Source organism: Alphaproteobacteria bacterium HT1-32 (assembly GCA_009649675.1).
Taxonomy (GTDB): Bacteria; Pseudomonadota; Alphaproteobacteria; order Rhodospirillales; family HT1-32; genus HT1-32.
Window position 1 is genome coordinate 759,464 of the sequence record WJPL01000001.1, and the last position, 23,932, is coordinate 783,395.

The window sequence follows — 23,932 nt, forward strand, 5'->3', positions numbered from 1 at the left end:
CCAGTGCACTCTATATGGGTCGAAATCCCGGGCGTCAAAATTCCGGTTTTCAGAACAAGGGGCAATCGCCCCGCAAAATCCGTTCGGTCGCTTCGCCGTAATGACCGCCATTACGATGCAGAACCAGCCCGGGCAGCAGTTCCAGATCGGCCTTCAGTGATCGGCGGAGCGTAACAATCACCCTTTTCGCCGACTTTCCCGGTTTCGGCCAGAGAGGGAAAACCGAAACAGACCTCAGCCCGCAGATATCTCCAGCGGACAGAATATCCGGCAATCGTTCGGCACTGTGTATCAGCACAAAAGTCCCGTCCGGGCGCAGCAGTCTGGATGCTGCACGGGTCCAGCCTGGCAGCCCGTCCGGACCTTCAACTGTCGCCAGTCGCTTGATATCATCCGGCGACGGACGGGTATCGCCTGCCCGCCAGTAAGGCGGATTGCTCATCACCAGGTCAAAACTCTGCGACGGGAAAGCAGGCGGCTGGGCGAACACATCGGCACAGGTGACGGTCACGTTTGCCGCCCGGTTCTCCATGACGTTCCGTTCAGCCAGGGCGGCAAGGGGGGGCTGAAGCTCCAGCGCCGCAATTTTCAGATCCGGCCGGCGATGACTGAGGCAGAGCGACGCCGTCCCGACGCCAGCGCCAAGATCCAGAACCTGCGCACCCGGCGGGGCCATCACCGCCGCCGCCAGCAGGATCGGATCAATCGCCGCGCGATAGCCGCTGACCGGCTGATGCAGAATGACATTGCCATCCAGCACCCGGTCTTCCGTCGTCGCCCTTATTCCTTCGGCGTCAGACATCCGGCATTCTCCAGCAGGCGGGTCGCCTGATGATGATCCTCGTCAATGACCATGATCCGACGGGGAATTGCACCGATGCTCCCCTCCATGATGCTGGTATGCTGATCAAAGACGATACTTTCTATCCCCGAGTCCTTCAGCAGGGCCTGCACAAAGGACAGTTCGACAGGATCGTTGGTCCGTAACAGCTCTTTCATCGCCTGATATCCTCCGGCAGAAGACAGCCACGGTTGCCGCCCTTCTTTCGGGCTTCTATGCTGCCTGTATCTGTCATGCAAGAAAACCGGGACAATCAGTGTGGGTATCGTAGTCAATCTGGAACGCGACGAGAATAACGGAAAGGATGCTTTCGACCAGCTTCACGGGCTGGTAGCGGAAGATCTGAAAGGCGTTAACCGTCTGATTGTGCAGAACATGCAGTCGCCGGTGGCCCTGATCCCGCAACTGGCCGGCCATATTGTGGCCTCCGGCGGCAAACGCCTGCGTCCGCTGATGACCCTCGCCGCCGCCCGGCTCTGTGGTTATGAAGGCGAACGTCATATCGGCCTCGCCAGCTGTGTCGAATTCATTCATACCGCGACCCTGCTGCATGATGATGTGGTGGATGAAAGCGCCCTGCGCCGTGGTCAGGATTCCGCCAATGCCATCTGGGGCAACAAGGCCAGTGTGCTGGTCGGTGATTTTCTGTTCAGCCGCGCCTTTGAGCTGATGGTCGAAGACGGCTCACTCGACGTTCTGCGCATTCTCTCCAGTGCCTCATCGACCATTGCCGAAGGCGAAGTGCTGCAGCTGATCACCGCCAACGACACCGAAACCGGTGAAGCCGCCTATCTTGAGGTCGTGACCGCAAAAACCGCCGCGCTGTTTGCAGCGGCCTGCGAAATCGGCGCCGTTGTGGCCGACCGTCCCGCAGTCGAGGAAGAGGCCCTGCGCGCTTACGGACTTAATCTCGGCATCGCCTTCCAGCTGATTGATGACGTGCTCGACTATTCCGCCAGCCAGGCCGACCTCGGCAAGGCCATCGGCGACGACTTCCGTGACGGCAAGATCACCCTGCCTGTGGTGCTGGCCTTCCGTCGGGGCGACGACACCGAACGGGCCTTCTGGAAGCGCACGCTGGAAGAACAGGAGATCCGGGACGAAGACCTCGACCACGCCATGCAGCTGATCGACAAACACCGGGCGCTGACCGATTCAATCGACCGGGCACGCCATTATGGCGCGATGGCCCGCGATGCTCTCGGCATCTTCCCGGACAGCGACTACAAGAAAGCCCTGATCGACATCGTCGATTTCTGTATCAGCCGGGCCCACTGACCGTCAGAAAATTTTGCGCCGGGCCCGCGTGCATTGCTTGCCCTGCTCCGGGCTTGGCGTTATATAACCGCCCCGACCCGCGCAAGCGGGGTTATGTGCCGGAGTGTAGCTCAGCCTGGTAGAGCACTGTCTTCGGGAGGCAGGGGCCGGAGGTTCAAATCCTCTCACTCCGACCAATCAGAAAAGCCATCGGTGCAAGCCGGTGGCTTTTTTGCTTCCACCATCAGGAAAATCGTGATTTCCCGACCCCTCACCGATTACCTCCCGGGAGGTGTCGCCGGGCTGATCTCACTGCGGATGACACTGGCTTGCTGATCGCGACAGACTAATTGTTCAGCCATCATTGACCTCGGCCAGAAGCCAGTCCCTGACCTTTTCACAGGCCACCATCCTGCGACCGCCCCCTGTCGGCAGGACAATGAAAAAGCCAGTGTCAGGTTCAGCCGGGGGGCACCATATATCAACCAGCCTACCTGCCTCGATATCAGACTGGATCAACAGCCGCGGGGACAGTGCAATACCCTGCCCACCCGCGGCGGCTTCGGTCGCCAGCGCCGTCTGATTGAACTGAACCAGACGATCAGGGACTGCCAGACCTGCCTTTGTAAAAAGCGTTTTCCAGTGATTATGCCCGTCCTGAATCAATTTGAGGTCCGAGAAATCTTCAAGACTGCTGACCGGGTGCATTGTCTTTGCCATATCCGGACTGCAAACGGCCCGCAGATCAAGAGGTGCCAGCCTGTCGATCTGCAAATCATCTCCTGTCGGAAGGCGGCCCTGCCGGATAGCGATATCCACACCATCATTGCGAAAGGTTGAAATCTCAACGCTGGCCACGGTCCGGATTTCTATATCCGGATGCAATCGGGAGAAACCAGCCAGTCTGGGCACCAGCCATTTTGAAGCCAGCGAGGGCGGGAGGCTCAAAGTCACACCATAATCGACCCGCCGCAATTCGCTGGTTGCCGCATCAATGAGAGCCAGCGCCCGGGATATCTGCTGATGATATCGCTTCCCTTCATCGGTCAGTTTCAAGCCACGCGCTTCGCGCAGAAAAAGCTTCACCCCCAGGTCAGATTCCAGATTTCTCACCTGCTGCGCAACAGCGCCCTGAGTCAGATTCAGGTCTTCGGCAGCCAGACGGAAATTCAGCCGGCCAGCCGCTGTATCGAACATCCGAAGGCTGTTGAGATTGGTCTGACGACGGTTCATCCGTATCTGAGCCTGTAGTTTTTCTACACCCTCATGTCAGGAAGCATGATTAGTCAAGGCATCCCTGTCGGCATAATATCCCGACACTCAGAATTAACGGAGACTGATAATGAGCAAAACAAAAGTAGCGATCATCACCGCAGGCGGTAGCGGCATGGGTGCAGAAGCAGCCCGAAAACTGGCTGACGACGGCTTTCATACGGCCATCCTGTCTTCGTCCGGCAAAGGCGAAGCACTGGCGAAGGAACTGGGCGGCATCGGCGTGACAGGGTCAAACCGTAACCCGGATGACCTGAAGCGCCTTGTCGATGACACCATGGCGAAATGGGGCCGCGTCGATGTGCTGGTCAATTCTGCCGGACATGGACCGAAAGGCCCGGTTCTCGACCTGAGTGATGAAGACTGGCACACCGGCATGGAGGTTTACCTGCTGAACGTCATTCGCCCGACCCGGCTGGTGACCCCGATCATGATTGCCCAGGGTGGTGGCGCGATCATCAATATCTCGACCTTCGCGGTGTTCGAACCGGACCCGCTGTTTCCGACATCCGGCGTTTTTCGTGCCGGACTGGCCAGCTTTACCAAGCTGTTCGCCGACCGTTATGCGGCTGACAATCTGCGCATGAACAATGTGCTGCCGGGCTTCATCGACAGTCTGCCGGAGAAGGAAGATCGCCGTGCCCGCATTCCGATGGAACGCTATGGCAAGGCTGAGGAAGTCTCTGCCCTTATCTCCTATCTCGCTTCCGACAGCGCCGCCTATATGACCGGCCAGAATCTGCGGATTGACGGCGGACTGACCCGCGCCGTCTAGCCTGCAATTTATTCGCTGGCATTTCGGCCTGTTTCCGGAGAATGCCCGGGCTGGTCAGCACCTGACTGGCCAGCCCGGAGACCCTTCACCTATTCCTGCGATCCGCCTTCTACAATTGCCTTTTCCCGCCGCAGACCGGTACGGACGATGGCAAAGATAGTGATGATCGCCATGGCCCAGAAGAACCAGGTAATCGGGCCACGGAACAGAATCGCCGGTGATCCGCCGGACATCAGCATGGCCTGCCGGAAATTGTCTTCCAGCAGCGGCCCGAGGATGAAGGCGATCAGAAACGGTGCCGGCGGAATGTCGAGACGCAGCATGGCATATCCGACCCAGCCCATGACGAACATGACACCGATATCGAAGACATTGTTGTTTACCGCATAGACGCCATAGACGCAGAGAACCAGCACACCCGGAAACAGGATGCCGCGGGGAATATCTGCGATGTAACGGAAACCGCGAATGGCGACCGATCCGACGAAGAACAGAATCACCGAACTGATGATCAGACCCATGAACAGACCATAGATGATGTCCGAATTCTGAATGAACATCATCGGTCCCGGCTGAAGACCGTGGATCATGAAGGCGCCGATAATAATCGCGGTGATAACATCACCCGGAACACCCAGCGCCAGCAGCGGGATCAGGGTCGCCCCGGCGACACCGTTATTGCCAGCCTCCGAGGCGGCAACCCCCTCGATCTCGCCTTTGCCAAAAGTTTCCTTATGGTCTGAATTCCGGCGGGCCTCGCTGTAGGACAGAAAGGCGGCCGGTGCTGCGCCGATACCGGGAATAGCCCCGAGGAACACACCGATGAAACTGCCCCGGACAATCGTTTTCAGTGACTTCCTGTATTCGGCAAAGGTCACCCAGTTCCCGCCAAGCTGGCGGGTCTGGCCTTCCCCTTCTTTCGGGTTCCAGACCTTGGTGATCAGTTCCGGAATGGCAAACAGGCCGATAAGAACGGCGATGAAGTTCAGGCCACCCATCAGGTTCGGGTCGTTGAAGTTGAAGCGGTTGGTGCCATAGACCAGATCAAGGCCGATGGTCGCCAGCAGCAGTCCCAGCAATGCCGACAGCGTACCGCGCAGCAGGCTGTTGCCCGATACCCCACCGATGATGGTCAGCGAAAAGACCATGAGCGTGAAGAATTCGGGCGGGCCGAACTGCAGGGCAAAAGCTGCCAGCCAGCCGGCAAACAGGATCAGCGACAGATTCGAGATGACATCCGCCGTGCAGGACGCATAAAGCGCCATGCCGAGCGCCTTGCCCGCCTGCCCCTTCTCCGCCATCGGATGACCGTCCAGCACCGTCGCGCTGGAGGCCGGTGTTCCCGGTGTCTTGATCAGGATGGCAGGAATGCTGCCGCCAAAAATACCGCCTTTATAGACGCCGAGCAGCAGCAGAATGCCGGTGATCGGCTGCATTGCAAAAGTAAAGGGCAGGGTCAGTGCCACGGCCATGGTGGCGGACAGACCCGGGATTGCCCCGGCAATAACGCCAATCGTCACGCCGGCCGCAAGAGCCAGAAAGCTTTCCAGATTTCCAACCAGCGCCAGACCGTTAAGCAGGTTATCGGTTAAACTCACGGAAGCCTCACAAAAATACCCTGAGGGATAGCGACACTGGCAACATGCGCGAAGAACGCATACAGCAGCAGCGGAACAATGAAGGCAGCAATAATGGCCGTCTTCGGATGATGTGTCTTGACCAGAAAGGCCACCGCGACAAAGGCCAGCATTGAGGACCAGACCATGCCGAGCGTATTCATCGCCAGCATGTACAGCACCATGATGACGGCAAAAGCGACAAGACGCATGCTGGCGGAACGGGCTTCCGCATAATCGGTACCAGGCTGGTCAGAGGATGCCTGGGCCATCATCAGTGATCTGGCCACCAGGCCGAGACCAATCAGCCCCATCAGGGCCGCGACGATATAAGGCCAGAACAACGGTGACAGAACGAGTTTCTGTACATTACTTGGTGTCGACACCCACTGTGGAATGGCGAACAGAATCAGGAAAGCGGCGATGACAATTGCAGCGCCGCCGATACCCATCTGCGATCTACGAGTATCCAATTCACTCCCCCCGAGGAATCAGTCGATATGCTATATGTCTGGGGCGCGCCAGGTTGGTTCCCGGCACGCCCCAGACACAACGTCAGTCTTTTAGTTTTCGATCCGCATACCGAGATCGGTGACCAGCTTGTTGAAGACTTCAAGCTGTCCCTCGATAAAGGCCTGCGATTCAGCCGGATCCATCAGACGGATAACCGAACCACGGGATTCCATTTTCTCGACGAAACCCTTGTCCTTCACCGTTTCGGCGAGCCAGCCGCGCCATTTGGTCGCAACATCGTCGGAAATGTCGTCCGGGCCGGCAATACCGGTCCAGCCAACCAGCTTTTCGAGACCCGGCTTGCCCAGATCCTTCGAGGTCGGCGCATCAAAGCCAACGACCGGCTCTGCCGTCGTGACCATCAGCGGACGAAGCTGCTTGTTGGCAACGAAACTGGCCAGCGCCGAGGTGTTGGTGCAAATGAACGTGGCCGTACCGGCGAGAACTGCCGTTGCTGCCGCGCCGCCACCCTTCAGCGGAATGTGCACAGCGTCCTTCACCGGGTTTTCAATACCGAACTGGTTCAGTGCCATGGCACCGGCGATGTGCAGGAGCGAGCCGACACCGGAGGAGCTGTAGCTGATCTTGCCCGGATTGGCTTTTACCTGAGCTGCCAGATCATCCATCGACTTGATCGGTGAATCCATCTTCACTGCGCAGGCGACAGGGTTGATTTCATAAACACCAACGAAACGGAAATCGGAAAGTTTGTACGGCAGTGTCGCCTTCATGGCCGGGTTCACGGTGTGTGAACCGACACGGGCAAACACCATGGTGTAACCGTCACCCGGAGCATTCGCGACCGAGACCGTACCTGTGGCACCACCGGCACCCGTACGGTTGACCATCACCAGCGGGCTGCCGACAGCCTTGCCCAGCGGCTCGGCAATCGTACGCGCCGAAATATCCGTAGCCCCGCCCGGACCGTAAGCAATCACCATCGTAATCGGACGTTCCGGATACTCAGCCATTGCAGTGGCTGCGGTCAGTGTCATTGCCAGAGCGCTTACCGCGCCTGTCAGAATACGTTTCATTGAATCCTCCCTATTAAAAACTGTCTGTTTTCCAGGCCGATTATAAACAGGCAATACGGCCTGTTGCCAATCCATCCTGAAAGCAGCTTAATCTTAAGTCTGCTTTCATGACAGACACAAACTATTACAATTACCGTAAGAAAAATTTACACAACCCGCGGATCCGTCTCCAATGTCGATAAGAATGCTGAAAACGCTGGTGGCGGTGGCCGATCACGGCACCTTCAGTTCAGCAGCAGACTCCGTATATCTGACTCATGCTGCCGTCAGTCAGCAGATGAAGGCGCTGGAAGAAGAATGGCAGCTGGCTTTGTTCGACCGGTCACACCGGACACCAAGGCTGACATCCACCGGACAGGCTGCCGTCGCCCGGGCACGGGAAGTTGTTGCAGCCTATGACAATATTGTCCCTTCGATTGCCGGTGAAGAAGGGTTGCGGGGCAAGTTCACCATCGGCGCTGTTCCCACTACCCTGACCGGCCTTGTCCCTTTCGCGATTTCCATGCTGCGCGAGGATTATCCTGACATTCATGTCTATGTGGTTCCCGGCGAGACGTCGGATCTCGCCCGGCAGGTTGCCCGCGGCGCCCTTGATGCCGCCATTGTCACCAAACCCCCGATACTCCAGACCGAGCATTACTGGTCACCGATTGCCCATGAACCCATGGAACTGCTGGCCTCGGTAAAGACCGAAAGCAACGATCCCTTTGAATTGCTGTCCACCAACCCCTTTATCCGGTTTTCCCGCAGCGCGGTTGTCGGCGGCATGATCGAAAACTGGCTGCGAACCAAGGGCATCATCGTGCAGGACAGCATGGAGCTTGAAAATCTGGAAGCAATCTCCAGCATGGTGCTTGGCAATCTCGGTGTTTCGATTGCTCCCCGCACCTGCGTCGCCTCGGCTAATCCGCTGCCACTCAAACGAATTACACTCGACCCCGGGGTCTGGTATCGCGAACTGGGCCTGATATCGCGCCCGGACAATGTCCGCATCCGGGTGCTTGAAGCCATGCAGGCAAAACTTCTCCGCGCCGTGGAAGTGGGCGAATTCAAGACCGGCGCGACGAAGACAAAACGGAGCTGACATGACCCCCGAGTATATTCTGTTACTGGCTGCCGGTGCAGCAGCCGGAGGGTTCATCAACGGCCTCGTCGGTTTTGGCACCGGATTGTTCGCCCTCGGTTTCTGGCTCCAGATCATGTCGCCGCTCCACGCTGTTGCCATGGTTCTGGCCATGTCCGTTCTCGGCGGCGCGCAGGGGGTCTTTCTGGTCCGAAAATCAATCAACTGGCCGCGTCTGCTGCGTTTTCTGCTACCTGCAATTGTCGGCATACCGCTGGGTTTCGAACTGCTGAAAGTCCTTGATCCGGCGATTCTGAAAATCGTCATCGCCAGTTTCATGATCCTGTATGGCGGGTTCTTTGCCTTTCGCCGGGGGCTGCCGACCTTTGACCGCCAGACCCGGGTGATTGATTCCATCATCGGCTTTGTCAGCGGCATTCTGGGTGGCGCTGCCGGGCTGTGCGGTGCCCTGCCAACCATGTGGTGCGCCATGCGGCCCTGGCCAAAGGCCGATCAGCGCGCCCTGCTCCAGCCCTTCAATGTCATCATTCTGGGCATCACGATCATTCTGTTCGCCTTCAAGGGTGCCTATGACACCGCCACCCTGCTCAGCATCGCCATCGCGTTCCCGGTCACAACCATCAGTGCCAGAACCGGAATCTGGCTGTTCGGCAAATTGGCAGATGACACTTTCCGGCGGCTGCTTATTCTGCTGATGCTTTTCTCCGGACTTATTCTGCTTGCCCGCGAATTGATCTGACCAACCGACAAGGAACTTCCTCATGAGCGAGAAATCTGTCGCCCCGGTTACCATCGACCGGCTTGATGCACATGTCTTCCGGGCTCCCACGCCCAGACCTGTATCCACATCTTTCGGGGTCATGACCGACCGGCCGGCTGTTTTCGTCCGCGTCACCGATAAAACCGGGGCCTTCGGATGGGGTGAAATTTTTGCCAACTGGCCTGCGGCAGGTGCAGAACACCGGGCGCGGCTGCTGATGGAAGATATCTCCGACCTGGTTCTCGGTGTCACGGTGGAGAAACCGTCCGACCTGTTTTACCGGCTGGAAAAGGCCACCCATACCCGTGCCCTGCAATGCGGCGAATGGGGACCATTCAGACAGGTTATTGCCGGACTGGACATCGCCCTGCATGACCTGTTTGCCCGTCAGGCTGGCAAGTCGATGCGCTGTTTCCTCAATCCGGAAGCCCGGGTCTCGGTGCCAGCCTATGCCAGTGGCATCCATGTTCGCGACGGTGCGGCGACCATCCCCGAACAGCGGACTGCCGGGCATCAGAATTTCAAGGTCAAGATCGGTTTCGACAAGGTTGAAGACCTGAACGGACTCCGCAGTTCAGCAGCGACCCTGCTGCCGGGTGAAAAGTTGCTGAGTGACGCCAATCAGGCCTGGACCCTGACGGAAGCCATCGAGTTCGTTCATGACGCCGCAGATATCGGCCTTGGCTGGCTCGAAGAAGCCATCGGTGCCGACGCCCCCGCAGAAGACTGGCGCAAGCTTGCCGAAGCCAGCAATATCCCCCTGTCAGGCGGTGAAAACATTGCCGGTTTCGGCGATTTCGACGAAGCGATTTCTGCCGGTTCCCTGTCGGTAATCCAGCCGGACATCATGAAATGGGGCGGCTTCACCGGTTGCGTCAAAGTCTCCGAGCAGGCCATCAGGGCCGGCCGTATGCTCTGCCCGCACTTCCTCGGTGGTGGAATCGGCCTCGTCGCCTCCGCGCACATGCTGGCGGCTGTCGGCGGAGATGGCATGCTGGAAGTCGATGCCAACATCAATCCGCTCCGCGATGATTTCGCCGCTGCCGGGAGCCGTATCCGTGACGGTGAATTCCATATCCATGAAGGTCTCGGACTCGGCATCGATACCCTGCCGGAGAGTCTGGAGCCCTTACGAACCCTGTCCCTGACCCGACATCAGTAACAACACGGGCCAAACCCCTTCAAATCTGACAATCAAAAACATCTCTGAGGAAACATATGTCCATCCGATGCAAAGCAACCATCCTGCGCCGCACAGGCGCACCGGCCCCCTATGCCCAGTCAATGCCGCTTTCGGTGGAAGATGTAACCCTCGACCCGCCGGGACCGACGGAAGCCCTGGTGAAGATTGCCAGTGCCGGGCTCTGCCATTCCGATCTCTCGGTCATCAACGGAACGCGGGCAAAGCCGGTTCCTCTGGCCATGGGTCACGAGGGCGCGGGCGAAGTGGTCGAAGTCGGTTCTGCCCTGCGGGACATCAAGGTCGGCGATCCCGTGGTATTCCAGTTCTCGGCCTCCTGCGGGCGCTGCCGGCGCTGCATGGAAGGCCGCCCACAAATCTGCCAGGTCTCCAAGATCACCGGAGCAAAAGGTGAACTGATGGGTGGCGGCACCCGCATCCGCGATGCCGACGGCAACCCGGTTTCCCACCATTCCGGCGTCTCCTGCTTCGCGGAATATGCTGTTCTGGACCGGGGCAGTCTGGTCGTTGTCGACCGCGACGTATCACTGGAATCTGCGGCCGTCTTCGGCTGTGCCGTGATGACCGGCGTCGGTGCGGTCATGAATACCGCCCGTATCCGTCCCGGTGACAAGGTCGCCATTATCGGTCTTGGCGGCGTCGGGCTGAGCGGTGTGATGGGGGCCCGGCTTGCCGGTGCCGAACAGATCATCGCCATCGATCTTGATGAACGCAAATTCCCCCGCGCCATGGAAATGGGTGCAACCCATACCTTCAAAGGCGACGACCCGGAACTGAAGGCCAAGATCATGGACCTGACCGGCGGGGGCGTCGATTTCGCCATTGATCTGGCCGGCGTCGTTGCAGCCATGGAAATCGGTTATGCCATTACGATTCGCGGCGGGGCGCTGGTAACGGCCGGGCTGTCACCGGCAGGCGCTCCCTTCTCGTTCGAACAGGCTGATCTTGTGTCGCAGGAGAAATCAATTCTCGGCAGCTATATGGGATCCTGTGTACCGGTACGCGACATCCCCCGGTTTATTGAACTGCACCGTCAGGGACGGTTGCCGGTTGATCGCCTGATCGACCGGACGATCGGATTTGACCAGATGAATGATGGTTTTGACCGCCTCGCTTCCGGTGAAATGATCCGACAGATTCTGGTACCATAATAACCAGCTATTGCGCGCCGGTGGCCGTGTCATCGGCGCGCAGCAGGCAGATTGCAAAACAGGTCCCCTCCGGACCGGTATCGGTCAGGATCAGGTCACCCTTCATCAGCAGCATGATCCGCTTGGAGATTGCCAGCCCCAGACCGCTGCCTGAATCCGTCTTGTAATTGGCGCTCCATCCCCGCGAAAATTTCTGGAACAGAGTCTCGCGAACATCTGGCGGAATGCCCGGCCCATTATCGCGGAAATAAACCTCGACGGTTGCCGACCCTTCGCTGGAGCGACCAACGCTGATACGGACTTCCGGATCAGTACCCGTGGCGAATTTCGCCGCGTTGGACAGCAGGTTGATACAGACCTGTTTCAGCCGGTCCGGATCACCCAGTACCATCAGCGTGGCGGTGCCCAGTTCATCGCGAACTGCAACCCCCTTGCCCTGTGTCAGGCCACGCATGGCCTCAATCGCACTACGGATCACAGCCGTCGCATCAACCGGCACGGACACGCCTTCCAGCTGACCGTTTTCCAGCCGGCTGAGTTCCAGAATCTCATCCAGCAACCGGGTCAGCCGCTCACTTTCATGCTGGATAACCTCAATAAACCGGCGGGCCTGCGCATCCTCAAGATTCTTTGTGGAGACAAGTATTTCAGAAAAAGACCGGATGGAGGTCATGGGCGTACGCAACTCATGGCTGACCTGACTGAGGAAATCATCCTTCATCTTGTCGAGCCGGGTTAGCTGCTCATTCGCCTGCCGCAGCTTTGCCGCCGTGCCTTCCAGCTCCTTCGATTTGCGTTCAAGCTCGCGGGAATAGCGGATTGCCTGCTGGGTTTCATCCAGCAGGTTGATGACCGCATCAAGCGTGATGGTTTCACCCTGTGCCACCCGGCTGATCAGGGTCCGCGCCGAGGCCGCACCGATGCTGCCGGCAAGCTGGCGTTCAACGTGAGCGATCAGCGCCGGTTCCGGCAGGGGCAGCGGATCAACCCGCCCCTGACGCAGCGCATAATCACGGAAGATTTCATGCGCCCGTTCCCGCCCCAGTATCCGGCTGGTCAGCCGGACCAGATCATCTGTCGTTGCCGACCTTTGCAACGCCCCTTCCATACCGTTGTCACCGGTCCGGAAGGCATCGACAAACAACGCGCTCTGGAGCCGCTCCAGTGGCGAGGCAGACGTAAAGATCGAGACGATCACATAAAGGCCGATATTCGCGGTCATGCTCCAGAACAGGCCGTGAACCAGTGAATCCCAGCCGGTCATGCCGAACAGGGCATCCGGCTTAAGCATGATCCAGCCAAACAGCCCTCGGTCCGTAATATCGACAAACGCCCAGCCGGCACCGGCCATGCTGGGAGCCAGCAGCGTATATCCCCACAGGATAAAACCAGCCATCAGCCCGGCCTTTGCTCCGGCCTTGGTGGCATTGCGCCAGTAGATACCGCCAATCAGGGCTGGCAGAAACTGAGCGACACCCGCGAATGAAATCAGACCGATGGAAGCCAGCGGGTTACTGGTCTCTGTCAGCCGGTAATAGCTGAAACCGAGCGTCAGAATGGCAACGATGCTGATCCGCCGGACCATCAGCAGGGTATTCGAAAAACTTCCCTGCCGCAGTCCGCTGTAGAATGGCAGCCGCAACAGCAGGGGGGCGACAAGATGGTTGGAAATCATGATCGCAAGCGCGATGGAGGCGACGATCACCATCGAGGTTGCTGCCGACAATCCCCCGATGAAGGCAAACAGGGCCAGCCCGTCATGCCCTGCCGACATGGGCACGCTCAGCACAAACAGATCCGGGTTTGAACCGGCCGGCAACAGGGTCAGGCCGGATATCGCAATGGGAATCACGGCCAGGCTGACCAGCATCAGATAAAGCGGAAACAGCCATGATGCCGTTACCAGATGTCGCTCGTTCCCATTTTCCACGACCGCCACCTGAAACTGTCGCGGCAGACACAAGATTGCGGCCGCAGACAGAAAAGTGGTGGCAACCCAGCGGGCTTCAAACCCTTCCGCAAAACTGAACAGTTTAGACGCATCCGCATTCTGTGCCGCCTTGGCGAACAGGTCGGCAAAACCGTCATGCAGCCCAAAGGTCGCAAACAGCGCAATGGCACCAAGACTGAAAAGTTTCACGAAGGACTCAAAGGCGATGGCCGCGACGATGCCCGGATGATGTTCATCCGCACCCAGATTCCGGGTACCGAACAGAATGACAAAGGTCGCCATGCAGACAGCAACCCAGAAGCCGGTATCGCCGATCAGGGTCCATTCCGTCCCTGAACTGGGATTCCAGCCCGAGCCGCCACCCAGCGCATCAAAGCTGGCAGCAACGGCTTTCAATTGCAGCGCAATGTAGGGCGTGATGCCGATCAGCGCGATCAGGGTCACAAGGACAGAGATCGAACTGCTTTTGCCATAGCGTGCAGAAATGAAATCGGCGATGGAGGTAATACGCTGGGCATTCGATATCCGGACCAGTTTGCGCAGCGCAAAAGGCCAGGCCATCAGCACCAGTGTCGGACCAAGATAAATGGTCAGGAACTCAAGCCCGCTGCGCGCCGCCGTGCCAACAGCGCCGTAAAATGTCCAGGATGTGCAGTAAACGGCCAGCGACAGGGTATAGACGACAGGCGAGTTAATCAGCCCGCGCGCACCACGCTTCGCCCGCCGGTCACTGATATAGGCGAGCAGAAACAGGCCGCCCAGATAAAGGCTTGCGATCACGACGATGAAGGCGCCGTTGAGCATCCCCTATTCCTTTCCGGTGCTGGTCTCCGGCGGCGGATCAGGCCGTCTGTCCGGTACTTCGGGCCAGTCGGTATGCCGGGCGTGACGAGCCGCGATAACAGCCGTCATCACAATGCCGACCAGCCAGACGCTGAAGATGAAGATTTGCAGCACGGGAATGCCGAACAGAAAACGGGGCTGATCAAAAATGCCGATATAAGGCGGCATAAACAGCAGCAGGCAGCCCAGCGGCACCAGAAAGGCGAGATCACGAAGGCGTCTGCTTGCCGGCATCTTCCATCCGTTCCTGACCGTTGTTCCTGCCCGTCAGCTTATGGACCTCTTCCACCAGCGTCCGGTTTGAAAATGGCTTTGTCATGAAACCGTCTGCACCAAGATTCTGCATCCGGACACGATCCGACTCCTGACCTTTCGCGGTCAGCACCAGCACAGGTATTGCACTGGTTTCGGGTATAGACCGAAGACGCCGGAGGATATCGAAACCATTAGCCGACGGCAGCATGATATCCAGAATCAGCAGCACCGGCCTGATCGTCTGCATGGTATCGCAAACCATATCCCCATCACTCACCGAACTGATTTCGTAGCCTTCCCGCGACAGCAGAAAGTCCAGCGATTCAACGATGAATGGCTCATCTTCGGCGATCAGTATTCTGTCACCCACGGCCCCTCCCCTCTTTCGCTGTCACCCCTGATCACGCACCCGGTTCGTTCCGGGCATCTTTCTCAGACACGGTAAACTGCGAGAATTTGTTTCATCTACATTGGCGGCGTCACGGGCTGACGTCAATCCGCAGACTTCTGTGACGGCTCCCGCCTGATCGGCGGCACGGCCCGCTGGCCACATCTCTCCCGCGGACAGGACCGGCAATTGAAACCCGTCTTCACCACCGGTCGCTGGAACCCGTCACCATAAACCGTCCGGCTGGCGTTCACCGCTTCGCATCCCAGCATGATGGCATGGACCGTTGGCGGGTTGCGAAAGCCGTCCGTCGGGCGGGAAACCCGCCGGGCAATGAAAAGATAGCGGTCGCCGCCGGGCATTTCTGCCATCTGCGCAACGGTTCTGTCCGGCGACCCCAGCGCCTCATATAGCGCCCAGAGTGGGCAGGCCCCGCCAAACCGCGGCATGCGAAGATCGGGGATGCTGAAAGGTTTCGAAATATTGCCCGCAGGGTCCACCCGCAGGAAAGAGAACGGAATACCTTCACTGCCGGGCCGGCGGAGCGTGACAAGCCGATGCGAGACCTGTTCGATACTGCCGCGAAAGCGCCCGGCCAGCCGCTCGATATCGTATCGTTCGGATTCCGCCGCCTCGAAAAACGCATCATAGGGCATCAGCAGCGCCGCCGCAGCATAGCTTTGCAGGGCATGTCTTGCCCGGTCGCGGGACTCTTCCTTTGTCAGCCGCTCATCACGCACCAGCTCTTCCAGCAGAGGCCCGAACTCCAGACCCGCGAGATGGCGGGCATGACGAAAACGCCGGGTCGGTTCGGGCGCACTTTCATCGAGGTTAAGCACATTCGGCGGCAATGCCGGATCATTGTTGCCGAATGTCAGGGTGATGCCATGCCGCTCGGTCAGGCGGTCGGCAATACTGACCCCCAGCCGTTCATCAAGCTGGCCAAGCTCTCCCCGCAGCCGGTCAACCGCCTCTTCAAGCGCCGGGAAATAGTTGCGGTTCCAGATGATGAAATCATCAGTCTCCTTTTCCGGAGAGCTTCCTTCCGGTCGTCCCCCGTCTCCGCTGAGCAGCTCGATCATGGCCCGCGCATCCGAGCCGAGCTGATCACTCTGCGATGCAATAATTCCGGAAAACCGCTGGCGCGATGCCGGCTCAAGATCGTCCACATCCTGCAGAATTTCCGCGAATGAGCGGATCGACGTAATCTGTGTCAGGATGGCATGGCTGAGTGCCACCAGTGACGGGTCCTGTCCCAGCCGGTCTGACAGAGCCAAAGCCTGCTCCGACATGTTGCGGTAACGGCGATGCAGGATAATCAGGGCCTCTGCCCAGTCTGCATTGCGGGCAACCATTTCCCGGGCGGCATCTTCATCCAGACCTTTCAGATCCTGAACACGGAGGATCGCCTCCAGTTCCTGGATAAGTTCGCCTTCTTCTTCTCCGCTCAGGTCTCTGCGGTCGATATCCAGACAGGCGGCAATGCGTCCCAGCAGGGCACCACCAATCTGCCGCTTGTCATGTTCGATCAGATTCAGATAGGCAGCAGAAATGCCGACATCCTGCGCCAGTGCGGTCTGCGATATCCTGTTTTCCATACGCCGGTGGCGAATTCTCTGGCCGATCGGAAAGCGGGCCATTAGCCCTCCATTTCGCAGTTGCAGCAAAACTGTTAATATATTTACTGATATTCCGGCTGAAAAGTCTACTTTTTACAAGAATTATCAGAGTCTCACTCACCCACTTGATGCCTTGCCCACAACCCTCTACCAGCAATGCAAGGTCGTGCCGGATCATCGTCACGCCGATAAAAAAATTATGGGAGGAACTCCATGACAGACTTCAATAAGGCTTTCTCTCGTCGCACCATGCTTAAAGGTTCGACGATTGCCGCGGGCGCAGCCGTTGCCGCCCCGTCCGTCTTTGTTAAGGGTGCCTGGGCGCAGGAATTCCGGAACAATCCGGGTAACGCCGCATCTGTAAAACTCGGCTTCAACGTACCGCAGACCGGCGCCTATGCCGATGAAGGTGCCGACGAACTCCGGGCGTTCCAGCTGGCCGTCAAGCACCTGAACGGTGAAGGTGACGGCGGCATGATAAACACCTTCAAGCCATCCTCGCTCAAGGGCAACGGTATCCTTGGCAAAAAGGTCGAGTACGTCACGGGCGACACACAGACCAAGTCTGACGCCGCCCGCGCATCCGCCAAGCGGATGATCGAGAAAGACGGTGTGATCATGTTCTCCGGCGGCTCGTCCTCCGGCGTTGCGGTTGCCGTCCAGTCACTCGCTCAGGAAATGGGCGTTGTCTTTATGGCTGGCCTGACACACTCCAACGACACCACAGGCAAGGACAAGAAGCGTTATGGCTTCCGCCATTTCTTCAATGCCTACATGTCGGGTGCTGCTCTCGGCCCGGTGCTGGAAAAGGAAATGGGCAAGGAACGCCGCGCCTATCACCTGACAGCCGATTACACCTGGGGCTGGACCCAGGAAGAGTCGATCAAGAACACCACCGAAGCCCTTGGCTGGGAAACGGTAGCTGCGGTCAAAACCCCGCTGGGTGCCGGTGACTTCTCGCAGTACATCACGCCGGTTCTCAACTCCGGTGCCGACGTGCTGATCCTGAACCATTACGGCAAGGATATGATCAACTCGCTCACCCAGGCCGTGCAGTTCGGTCTTCGTGACAAGCAGGTCAACGGGAAGAACTTTGAAATCATCGTTCCGCTTTACTCGCGCCTCATGGCGCAGGGCGCCGGCGCCAACGTCAAGGGCATCCTTGGCACCACCAACTGGCACTGGTCACTGAAGGACGAAGGTTCTCAGGCATTCGTAAAATCGTTCGGTCAGGAATACGGCTTCCCGCCGTCACAGGCCGCACATACCTGCTATTGCCAGACACTGCTCTATGCCAATGCCTGCGAAACGGCCGGCACCTTCTATCCGCCGGAAGTCATCAAGTCGCTCGAAGGTTTCAACTTCGACGGCCTGGGCAATGGCCCGACCCTGTACCGCGCCGAAGATCACCAGTGCTTCAAGAAGGTTCTGGTGGTGCGCGGTAATGCGGCGCCGACCAGCCAGTTCGACCTTCTCGAGGTCGTGCAGGAAGTACCGACCGAACAGGTCACGTACGACTGGAAGATTTTTGGCGGTGAATTGGGCCCGTATAAGGTCTGAACACAGTCAAAGTCCGGTGTGCCGGCCGTATCCTCCCGATGCGGTCGGTTCACCGGCAGATTTCCTGCGGGTCTGGCTTGATTGTCTGATCTAAACTGATTTCCGGGCCGCCCTACATCAAGGGCGGTCCGTATCGGCTTTCCGGCCGGTAAGATATACTCCACGGTGGGGGGCGCTATGGATGCGATTATACTTCAGATTCTGAACGGCCTGGACAAGGGGGGTGCCTATGCGCTCATTGCCCTTGGCCTGACTCTGGTCTTCGGAACACTCGGCGTGGTCAACTTTGCCCACGGCGCCCTGTTCATGCTCGGCGCTTTCTGCGCCGTGACACTTGAAAAAGTGCTGACGATTTCGAAACGCGTCAAAGATGAAAGCGTCACTTTCTTCGACGCTTACAAGGAACAGCCTTACCTGGAGATCTGGTTCGGCGACATCGGCACCACGATCATCAATTACTCCGTGCCCCTGTCCATTCTGGTCGCGATACCCGTGATGCTGCTGATCGGCCTCGCCATGGAACGCGGCCTGATCAAGCATTTCTACAAACGCCCTCATGCAGAACAGATTCTGGTCACTTTCGGTCTGGCCATCGTTCTGCAGGAAATTGTCAAAGCCTTCTATGGCGCCAATCCGATTCCCCAGCCTGCGCCTGATCCGGTTTCCGGATCTGCCGCAATTGGTGCGCTGTTCGGTCTCAGTGATGCCGTGGTTTATCCTTGGTGGCGGCTGATCTATCTGGCCTTCTCGCTGTCGATCATCGGCTCTGTCTTCGCCTTCCTGCGATATACAACTTACGGCATGGTTGTCCGTGCCGGGATGCATGACCGTGAGATGGTCTCCCTCATGGGGATCAATATTGAACGCCGCTTTACGATTGTCTTCGGACTGGCCGCAGTGGTCGCCGGGGTTGCCGGTGCCATGTACACGCCCATCCTGCCACCTGATTATCATCTCGGGATGGACTTTCTGGTGCTCAGCTTTGTTGTCGTCGTGGTTGGTGGCATGGGCTCCCTTGAAGGAGCTGTGCTGGCCGGTTTCATGCTCGGCATTCTGCAAAGCTTCGCCTCGATGACCGAGGTGAAGGCAATCTTCCCCGGCATCGACCAGATCATCATTTATCTTGTAGCGGTCATTGTGCTGTTGCTTCGTCCTCGTGGCCTGCTCGGCCGTAAAGGCATGATGGAGAGCTGATATGGGCAAAAGCATCCCCACGCCGAAAGGCGACATGATCCTGATGGCGGTCTTCATTATCGCCGTCCTGACCGCCCAGTTCTGGCTTGCACCCTTTGGGGCAGCCTATCCCGACCTGCTGCAGAAGTTCGCGATCTACGGCATTCTTGCCATTGGTTTCAACATTCTGTTTGGTCTCACCGGCTATCTGTCCTTTGGGCATGCAGCTTTCCTCGGTGCCGGTTCCTACGCCGCCGTCTGGTCCTTCAAGCTGCTGACCATGAATGTCATTCCGGCAGTGATCTTCGGCACCCTGATCGGCGGTGTCTTCGCCCTGGCAATCGGGTTTGTCTGTCTGCGACGCTCCGGCATCTATTTCTCGATCCTGACACTCGCTTTCGCACAGATGTCCTACAATCTCGCCTATTCGGTTCTCACACCGATCACCAATGGCGAGACCGGCCTGCAGCTTACGCTCAATGATGCCCGCATCTGGGACCCGGTCGCAGCAGAAGGCAGCGGCATTCCGGCAACCAACGTCTTCGGTATCGAGACCAGTGGCTATCCCGGATATTATTTCTGTGCCGTCATGCTGATCATCTGCTTCTACATTGCGCTGCGGATTTTCCGCTCACCCTTCGGTCTGAAACTGCAGGCGATCAAGTCAAACCAGACACGAATGGCCTATACCGGGTTCTCTACCCGTCCCTACACGCTTGCCGCCTTCGTCATCTCCGGCATGTATGCGGGGCTGGCAGGCTCACTGCTGGCGGTCACCGATCCGCTGGCCGGTGCCGAACGGATGCAGTGGACAGCCTCCGGTGAAATCGTGCTGATGACCATCCTCGGCGGGACAGGAACCCTGCTTGGGCCGATTCTTGGTGCCGGTATCATCAAATATTTCGAGAACATCTTCTCGGCCATCAACGAGCAGGTGTTGCTGAATTTCTTCAACTTCCTGCCTGACGGCCTGGCTGAAGTTCTGGCAACCGTCGTCGGTCTGTTCGTCGGCGAGGGCTGGCATCTGACACTGGGCCTGCTGTTCATGGTCATCGTGATCTTCCTGCCCGGCGGCCTGATGGAAGGTTTCCGTCGGATTTCAGGAATGTTCAGGCAACGACAGCAAACGGGAAGCACCGAACAATCTGCTTCTTCCGCAACCCAGACTTCGAAGTAGGAGCGCAGATATGGTGAATTATGTTCTCGACGTTGAGAATGTCGAAAAGCGCTTCGGCGGACTGGCCGCGCTCAGCAACATCAACCTGAAGATCGAGGAAGGTATAACCCATGCCATCATCGGTCCGAACGGGGCCGGCAAGTCGACGCTGCTGAATGTCTGTGTCGGGCGGATCGAGCCGGACAGCGGGCATGTGCTGTTCGACGGCAAGGATCTCGTTGGCCGTCAGCCACATGAAATCAACCAGATCGGTGTTGCCCGTGTCTTCCAGACACCGGAAATATTCGAAGAACTGTCGCTGCTGGAAAATGTCATGGTCCCGGCACTGGCAAAACGCGACGGCGCCTTCCGGTTCAACCCCTTCACCTCGATGCGCAAGGAAGCCGGTATTCGGGACGAGGCCGAAAGCATCCTTGAAGAGCTCGGCCTGATCGAGAAGAAGGATACCAATTCCGGATCGCTGTCCCGGGGCGACAAGCGGCGGCTGGAACTGGCGATGTGTCTGGTTCAGCATCCGCGCCTGCTGCTGCTGGATGAGCCAACCGCAGGCATGTCCCGGCATGATACCAACAGCACGATTGATCTGCTGATGCGGATCAAGCAACGCGGCATGACCAAGGTTATCATTGAACATGACATGCATGTGGTCTTCTCGCTGGCCGACCGGATTTCAGTGCTGGCACAGGGTCAGATCATCGTTGAGGACAAGCCGGAGAACATCCGCGGCAATGCCAAGGTTCAGGAAGCCTATCTCGGGGGGGCGCATTAATGTCTGACATCATCACAACCGCCAACCCGAACGTGCAGCCCGTCAACACCGACGCCTATTTCTACGTCAAGGACCTGCACGCCTATTACGGTGAAAGCTATATCGTTCAGGGCGTCAGCTTCGACGTTAATGAAGGCGAGATTCTCGCTCTGCTGGGCCGTAACGGTGCTGGAAAGACCTCCACACTGCGCGCCATCGCCCGGGCTTATGCTCCGGAGGTACGCAGTGGCGAAATTGTCCTGAACGGCGAAGCCATCCATAAATTACCCGGCCATGAAGCCGCCCGGCGCGGTATCAACCTGGTGCCGGAAGACCGCCGGATCATCCCCGGCATGACGGTTCAGGAAAGCCTTGAACTGGCTCAGATCGCCCCGCCCGTCGGCTGGCCTATCGAACGCATCTATGAACATTTTCCCCGTCTCGCAGAACGCCGCGGCCAGGAAGCTGTCACCATGTCCGGCGGGGAACAGCAGATGCTGGCTGTCGCCCGCGCGCTGGCACGGGACCTCAAGCTGCTGCTGCTGGATGAGCCCTACGAAGGTCTCGCCCCGGTTATCGTTCAGGAAATCGAACGCATTCTGCATGATGTCCGCAAGCTCGGCATCACCACCATCATCGTCGAGCAGAATGCCATTGCAGCCCTGAACCTCTCGGACCGGGCCATCATTCTGGACATGGGGGAAGTCGTCTTCCAGAGCACCGCAAAGGAAGTCCTCGAAAACGAAGATATCCGTCACGAATATCTCGCGGTCTGACCGGGGGATCCGGCGAAAGCCGGACCATCCGGGATTTGCGGCGGGGAAGTTCTAGCTGTCACCCATGCGGAGCGCCGCGAGGAAGGCGCTCTGGGGGATTTCGACCTTGCCGAACTGACGCATCTTCTTTTTCCCCTTCTTCTGCTTTTCCAGCAGCTTCTTCTTACGCGTGATGTCACCGCCATAGCATTTCGCGGTCACGTCCTTGCGCATGGCAGCCACCGTCTCGCGGGCAATCACCTTGCCACCAATCGCCGCCTGAATGGCAATCTTGAACAGCTGCCGGGGAATCAGGTCTTTCAGCCGCTCACAGATCTGACGACCCCGTGATTCGGCCTGACCCCGGTGGGTCAGGAAGGAAAGCGCATCGACCGGTTCAGCATTTACAAGGATCGAGACCTTTACCAGATCCGACTCCATATATTTGTCGAGCTGGTAATCAAAGCTGGCATAGCCACGGGTAATGGATTTCAGCCGGTCATAGAAATCGAAGACCACTTCGTTCAGCGGCAGGCGATAGACCGCCATCGCCCGGTTACCGGCATAGGTCAGTTCCATCTGTTCGCCGCGCCGCTCGGTGCAGAGCCCCAGAATACCGCCGAGATATTCATCCGGTGTCAGAATCGTCGCCTTGATCCAGGGTTCTTCAATGAAGTCGATCTTCGTCACATCCGGCATATCCGCCGGGTTGTGCATCTCGATCACCTCACCCCCGTTCATATGCAGGCGATAGACCACGCTGGGGGCTGTCGTGATGAGGTCGAGATCGAATTCGCGTTCCAGCCGCTCCTGAATGATTTCCAGATGCAGCAGACCAAGGAAGCCACAGCGAAAGCCGAAACCGAGAGCAGCCGAGGATTCAACCTCATACTCGAAACTGGCATCATTGAGGCGCAGCTTGCCCAGCGCATCCTTCAGGTCTTCATAATCATCAGCATCAACCGGGAACAGACCGCAGAAGACAACCGAGATGGACGGTTTGAAGCCTGCCAGCGCCTTGTCTGTCGGACGTTTCTCCTCGGTGATCGTGTCACCGACCTGACAATCCGCAACCTGCTTCATACCGGCAGTAATGAACCCGACTTCACCGGCCTTCAGGCTTTGTGACATTTCCTTTTTCGGCCGGAAAACCCCGACCTGTTCGACCGGATGCACCGCCTCCGTCGACATCAGCTTGATCTTCATGCCCTTGCGGACTTCGCCTTCCATCACACGGACAAGAATGATGACACCCAGATAGGGGTCGTACCAGCTGTCGACCAGCAATGCCTTCAGCGGTGCCGTGACATCACCTTCCGGTGCAGGCAGGCGGGTCACGATGGCTTCCAGTACGTCCTCGATGCCAAGTCCGGTCTTGGCAGAGGTCATCACCGCATCGGAGGCATCAATCCCGATAACATCCTCGATCTGTTCCTTGACCCGTTCCGGCTCTGCCGCCGGCAAATCGATCTTGTTGAGGACCGGAACGATCTCGTGATTGTTGTCGATGGCCTGATAGACGTTGGCCAGTGTCTGCGCCTCGACACCCTGTGTCGCATCAACGATCAGCAGCGAGCCCTCACAGGCCGCCAGCGAGCGGGAAACTTCATAGGCAAAGTCGACATGGCCCGGCGTGTCGATCAGGTTCAGCTGATAGGTTTCGCCATCATTGGCTTTATAGTCGAGCCGGACACTTTGTGCCTTGATGGTAATACCGCGCTCACGCTCGATTTCCATGTTGTCGAGCACCTGCTCCTGCATCTCGCGCTGGGTCAGGCCACCGCAGGACTGGATGAGCCGGTCGGCCAGCGTCGACTTGCCATGATCGATATGGGCGATGATCGCGAAATTTCTGATGTGCGAGAGCTTTGTCATGAACGGCTATTTATCAAAGCCGGAGGCCCCGGTCACGCGGACTTATCGGGAGAAATGCACGCATTTGCGGATTATGCCCGATCC

At 58.1% G+C, this 23,932-nt stretch carries 22 protein-coding genes and 1 tRNA gene; 12 read left to right on the forward strand and 11 right to left on the reverse strand.

Features of this window, described 5'->3' with window-relative positions; genetic code table 11:
- Positions 1-49 precede the first annotated feature (49 nt).
- Positions 50-802, reverse strand: a complete 753-nt coding sequence (locus GH722_03610; protein MRG70843.1) for a methyltransferase — start codon at positions 800-802, stop codon at positions 50-52.
- Positions 781-999 (reverse strand): DUF2007 domain-containing protein, encoded by a 219-nt coding sequence (locus GH722_03615; GenBank protein MRG70844.1) that lies wholly within the window; start codon positions 997-999, stop codon positions 781-783. The genes GH722_03610 and GH722_03615 overlap by 22 nt, the downstream gene beginning before the upstream one ends.
- Before the next feature lie 217 nt (positions 1,000-1,216).
- Between GH722_03615 and GH722_03620 the strand changes: the two genes are divergently transcribed.
- Entirely contained in the window at positions 1,217-2,119 is a 903-nt protein-coding gene (locus tag GH722_03620; protein ID MRG70845.1) for a polyprenyl synthetase family protein, read from the forward strand.
- Positions 2,120-2,218: 99 nt separating this feature from the next.
- Positions 2,219-2,295 (forward strand) — tRNA-Pro (locus GH722_03625).
- A gap of 157 nt (positions 2,296-2,452) precedes the next feature.
- Here the strand turns inward: GH722_03625 and GH722_03630 are convergent.
- Entirely contained in the window at positions 2,453-3,331 is an 879-nt protein-coding gene (locus tag GH722_03630) for a LysR family transcriptional regulator (GenBank protein MRG70846.1), read from the reverse strand.
- 109 nt (positions 3,332-3,440) lie between these two features.
- Here GH722_03630 and GH722_03635 point away from each other — a divergent pair, with 109 nt between their 5' ends.
- Positions 3,441-4,145, forward strand: coding sequence for an SDR family oxidoreductase (locus tag GH722_03635; protein ID MRG70847.1), 705 nt, complete (start codon positions 3,441-3,443; stop codon positions 4,143-4,145).
- 89 nt (positions 4,146-4,234) lie between these two features.
- On the opposite strand, the gene GH722_03640 is transcribed toward GH722_03635, so the two are convergent.
- The 3 genes from GH722_03640 to GH722_03650 all read right to left on the reverse strand — a co-directional run bounded on the left by GH722_03640 (position 4,235) and on the right by GH722_03650 (position 7,308).
- The gene (locus GH722_03640; protein MRG70848.1) at positions 4,235-5,743 is read right to left on the reverse strand and encodes a C4-dicarboxylate ABC transporter permease; all 1,509 of its coding nucleotides are present in this window, start codon (positions 5,741-5,743) and stop codon (positions 4,235-4,237) included.
- The gene (locus tag GH722_03645; GenBank protein ID MRG70849.1) at positions 5,740-6,213 is read right to left on the reverse strand and encodes a tripartite tricarboxylate transporter TctB family protein; all 474 of its coding nucleotides are present in this window, start codon (positions 6,211-6,213) and stop codon (positions 5,740-5,742) included. Before GH722_03645 ends, GH722_03640 begins: the two co-directional genes overlap by 4 nt.
- 111 nt (positions 6,214-6,324) lie before the next feature.
- The gene (locus tag GH722_03650) at positions 6,325-7,308 is read right to left on the reverse strand and encodes a tripartite tricarboxylate transporter substrate binding protein (protein ID MRG70850.1); all 984 of its coding nucleotides are present in this window, start codon (positions 7,306-7,308) and stop codon (positions 6,325-6,327) included.
- A 172-nt stretch (positions 7,309-7,480) separates the two neighbouring features.
- Here GH722_03650 and GH722_03655 point away from each other — a divergent pair, with 172 nt between their 5' ends.
- From GH722_03655 to GH722_03670, 4 genes are read left to right on the forward strand one after another with little or no spacing between them, the layout of a single operon-like run.
- Positions 7,481-8,392: a LysR family transcriptional regulator gene (locus GH722_03655; protein ID MRG70851.1), complete on the forward strand. Its 912-nt coding sequence runs from the start codon at positions 7,481-7,483 to the stop codon at positions 8,390-8,392.
- Position 8,393: 1 nt separating this feature from the next.
- Positions 8,394-9,131 carry a TSUP family transporter gene (locus GH722_03660; GenBank protein MRG70852.1) on the forward strand — a complete coding sequence of 246 codons (738 nt, stop codon included), beginning with the start codon at positions 8,394-8,396 and terminating at the stop codon, positions 9,129-9,131.
- A 22-nt stretch (positions 9,132-9,153) separates the two neighbouring features.
- The gene (locus tag GH722_03665) at positions 9,154-10,314 is read left to right on the forward strand and encodes a mandelate racemase/muconate lactonizing enzyme family protein (protein MRG70853.1); all 1,161 of its coding nucleotides are present in this window, start codon (positions 9,154-9,156) and stop codon (positions 10,312-10,314) included.
- Positions 10,315-10,370: 56 nt separating this feature from the next.
- The gene (locus GH722_03670; GenBank protein ID MRG70854.1) at positions 10,371-11,504 is read left to right on the forward strand and encodes an alcohol dehydrogenase catalytic domain-containing protein; all 1,134 of its coding nucleotides are present in this window, start codon (positions 10,371-10,373) and stop codon (positions 11,502-11,504) included.
- 7 nt (positions 11,505-11,511) lie between these two features.
- Here the strand turns inward: GH722_03670 and GH722_03675 are convergent, their stop codons facing one another.
- From GH722_03675 to GH722_03690, 4 genes are all read right to left on the reverse strand, one after another.
- The gene (locus tag GH722_03675; GenBank protein MRG70855.1) at positions 11,512-14,259 is read right to left on the reverse strand and encodes a sodium:solute symporter; all 2,748 of its coding nucleotides are present in this window, start codon (positions 14,257-14,259) and stop codon (positions 11,512-11,514) included.
- Between the two features lie 3 nt (positions 14,260-14,262).
- A complete protein-coding gene (locus tag GH722_03680) occupies positions 14,263-14,532 on the reverse strand; it encodes a hypothetical protein (protein MRG70856.1) in 270 nt (89 codons plus the stop codon).
- Positions 14,507-14,923, reverse strand: coding sequence for a response regulator (locus GH722_03685; protein MRG70857.1), 417 nt, complete (start codon positions 14,921-14,923; stop codon positions 14,507-14,509). The genes GH722_03680 and GH722_03685 overlap by 26 nt, the downstream gene beginning before the upstream one ends.
- Positions 14,924-15,045: 122 nt before the next feature.
- Positions 15,046-16,581 carry an ImmA/IrrE family metallo-endopeptidase gene (locus tag GH722_03690; protein ID MRG70858.1) on the reverse strand — a complete coding sequence of 512 codons (1,536 nt, stop codon included), beginning with the start codon at positions 16,579-16,581 and terminating at the stop codon, positions 15,046-15,048.
- 228 nt (positions 16,582-16,809) lie between these two features.
- Between GH722_03690 and GH722_03695 the strand changes: the two genes are divergently transcribed.
- The 5 genes from GH722_03695 (at position 16,810) to GH722_03715 (ending at position 21,994) form a co-directional block, all read left to right on the forward strand.
- Positions 16,810-18,120, forward strand: coding sequence for an ABC transporter substrate-binding protein (locus GH722_03695; GenBank protein MRG70859.1), 1,311 nt, complete (start codon positions 16,810-16,812; stop codon positions 18,118-18,120).
- Between the two features lie 177 nt (positions 18,121-18,297).
- Complete coding sequence (locus GH722_03700; GenBank protein MRG70860.1) at positions 18,298-19,314, forward strand: branched-chain amino acid ABC transporter permease; 1,017 nt, start codon at positions 18,298-18,300, stop codon at positions 19,312-19,314.
- A gap of 1 nt (position 19,315) precedes the next feature.
- Positions 19,316-20,470, forward strand: coding sequence for a branched-chain amino acid ABC transporter permease (locus GH722_03705; protein ID MRG70861.1), 1,155 nt, complete (start codon positions 19,316-19,318; stop codon positions 20,468-20,470).
- Positions 20,471-20,480: 10 nt separating this feature from the next.
- Positions 20,481-21,239, forward strand: coding sequence for an ATP-binding cassette domain-containing protein (locus GH722_03710; GenBank protein MRG70862.1), 759 nt, complete (start codon positions 20,481-20,483; stop codon positions 21,237-21,239).
- Positions 21,239-21,994, forward strand: coding sequence for an ATP-binding cassette domain-containing protein (locus GH722_03715; GenBank protein MRG70863.1), 756 nt, complete (start codon positions 21,239-21,241; stop codon positions 21,992-21,994). Before GH722_03710 ends, GH722_03715 begins: the two co-directional genes overlap by 1 nt.
- Before the next feature lie 51 nt (positions 21,995-22,045).
- On the opposite strand, the gene lepA is transcribed toward GH722_03715, so the two are convergent.
- A complete protein-coding gene (gene lepA / locus GH722_03720; protein ID MRG70864.1) occupies positions 22,046-23,848 on the reverse strand; it encodes an elongation factor 4 in 1,803 nt (600 codons plus the stop codon).
- Positions 23,849-23,932: the final 84 nt, after the last annotated feature.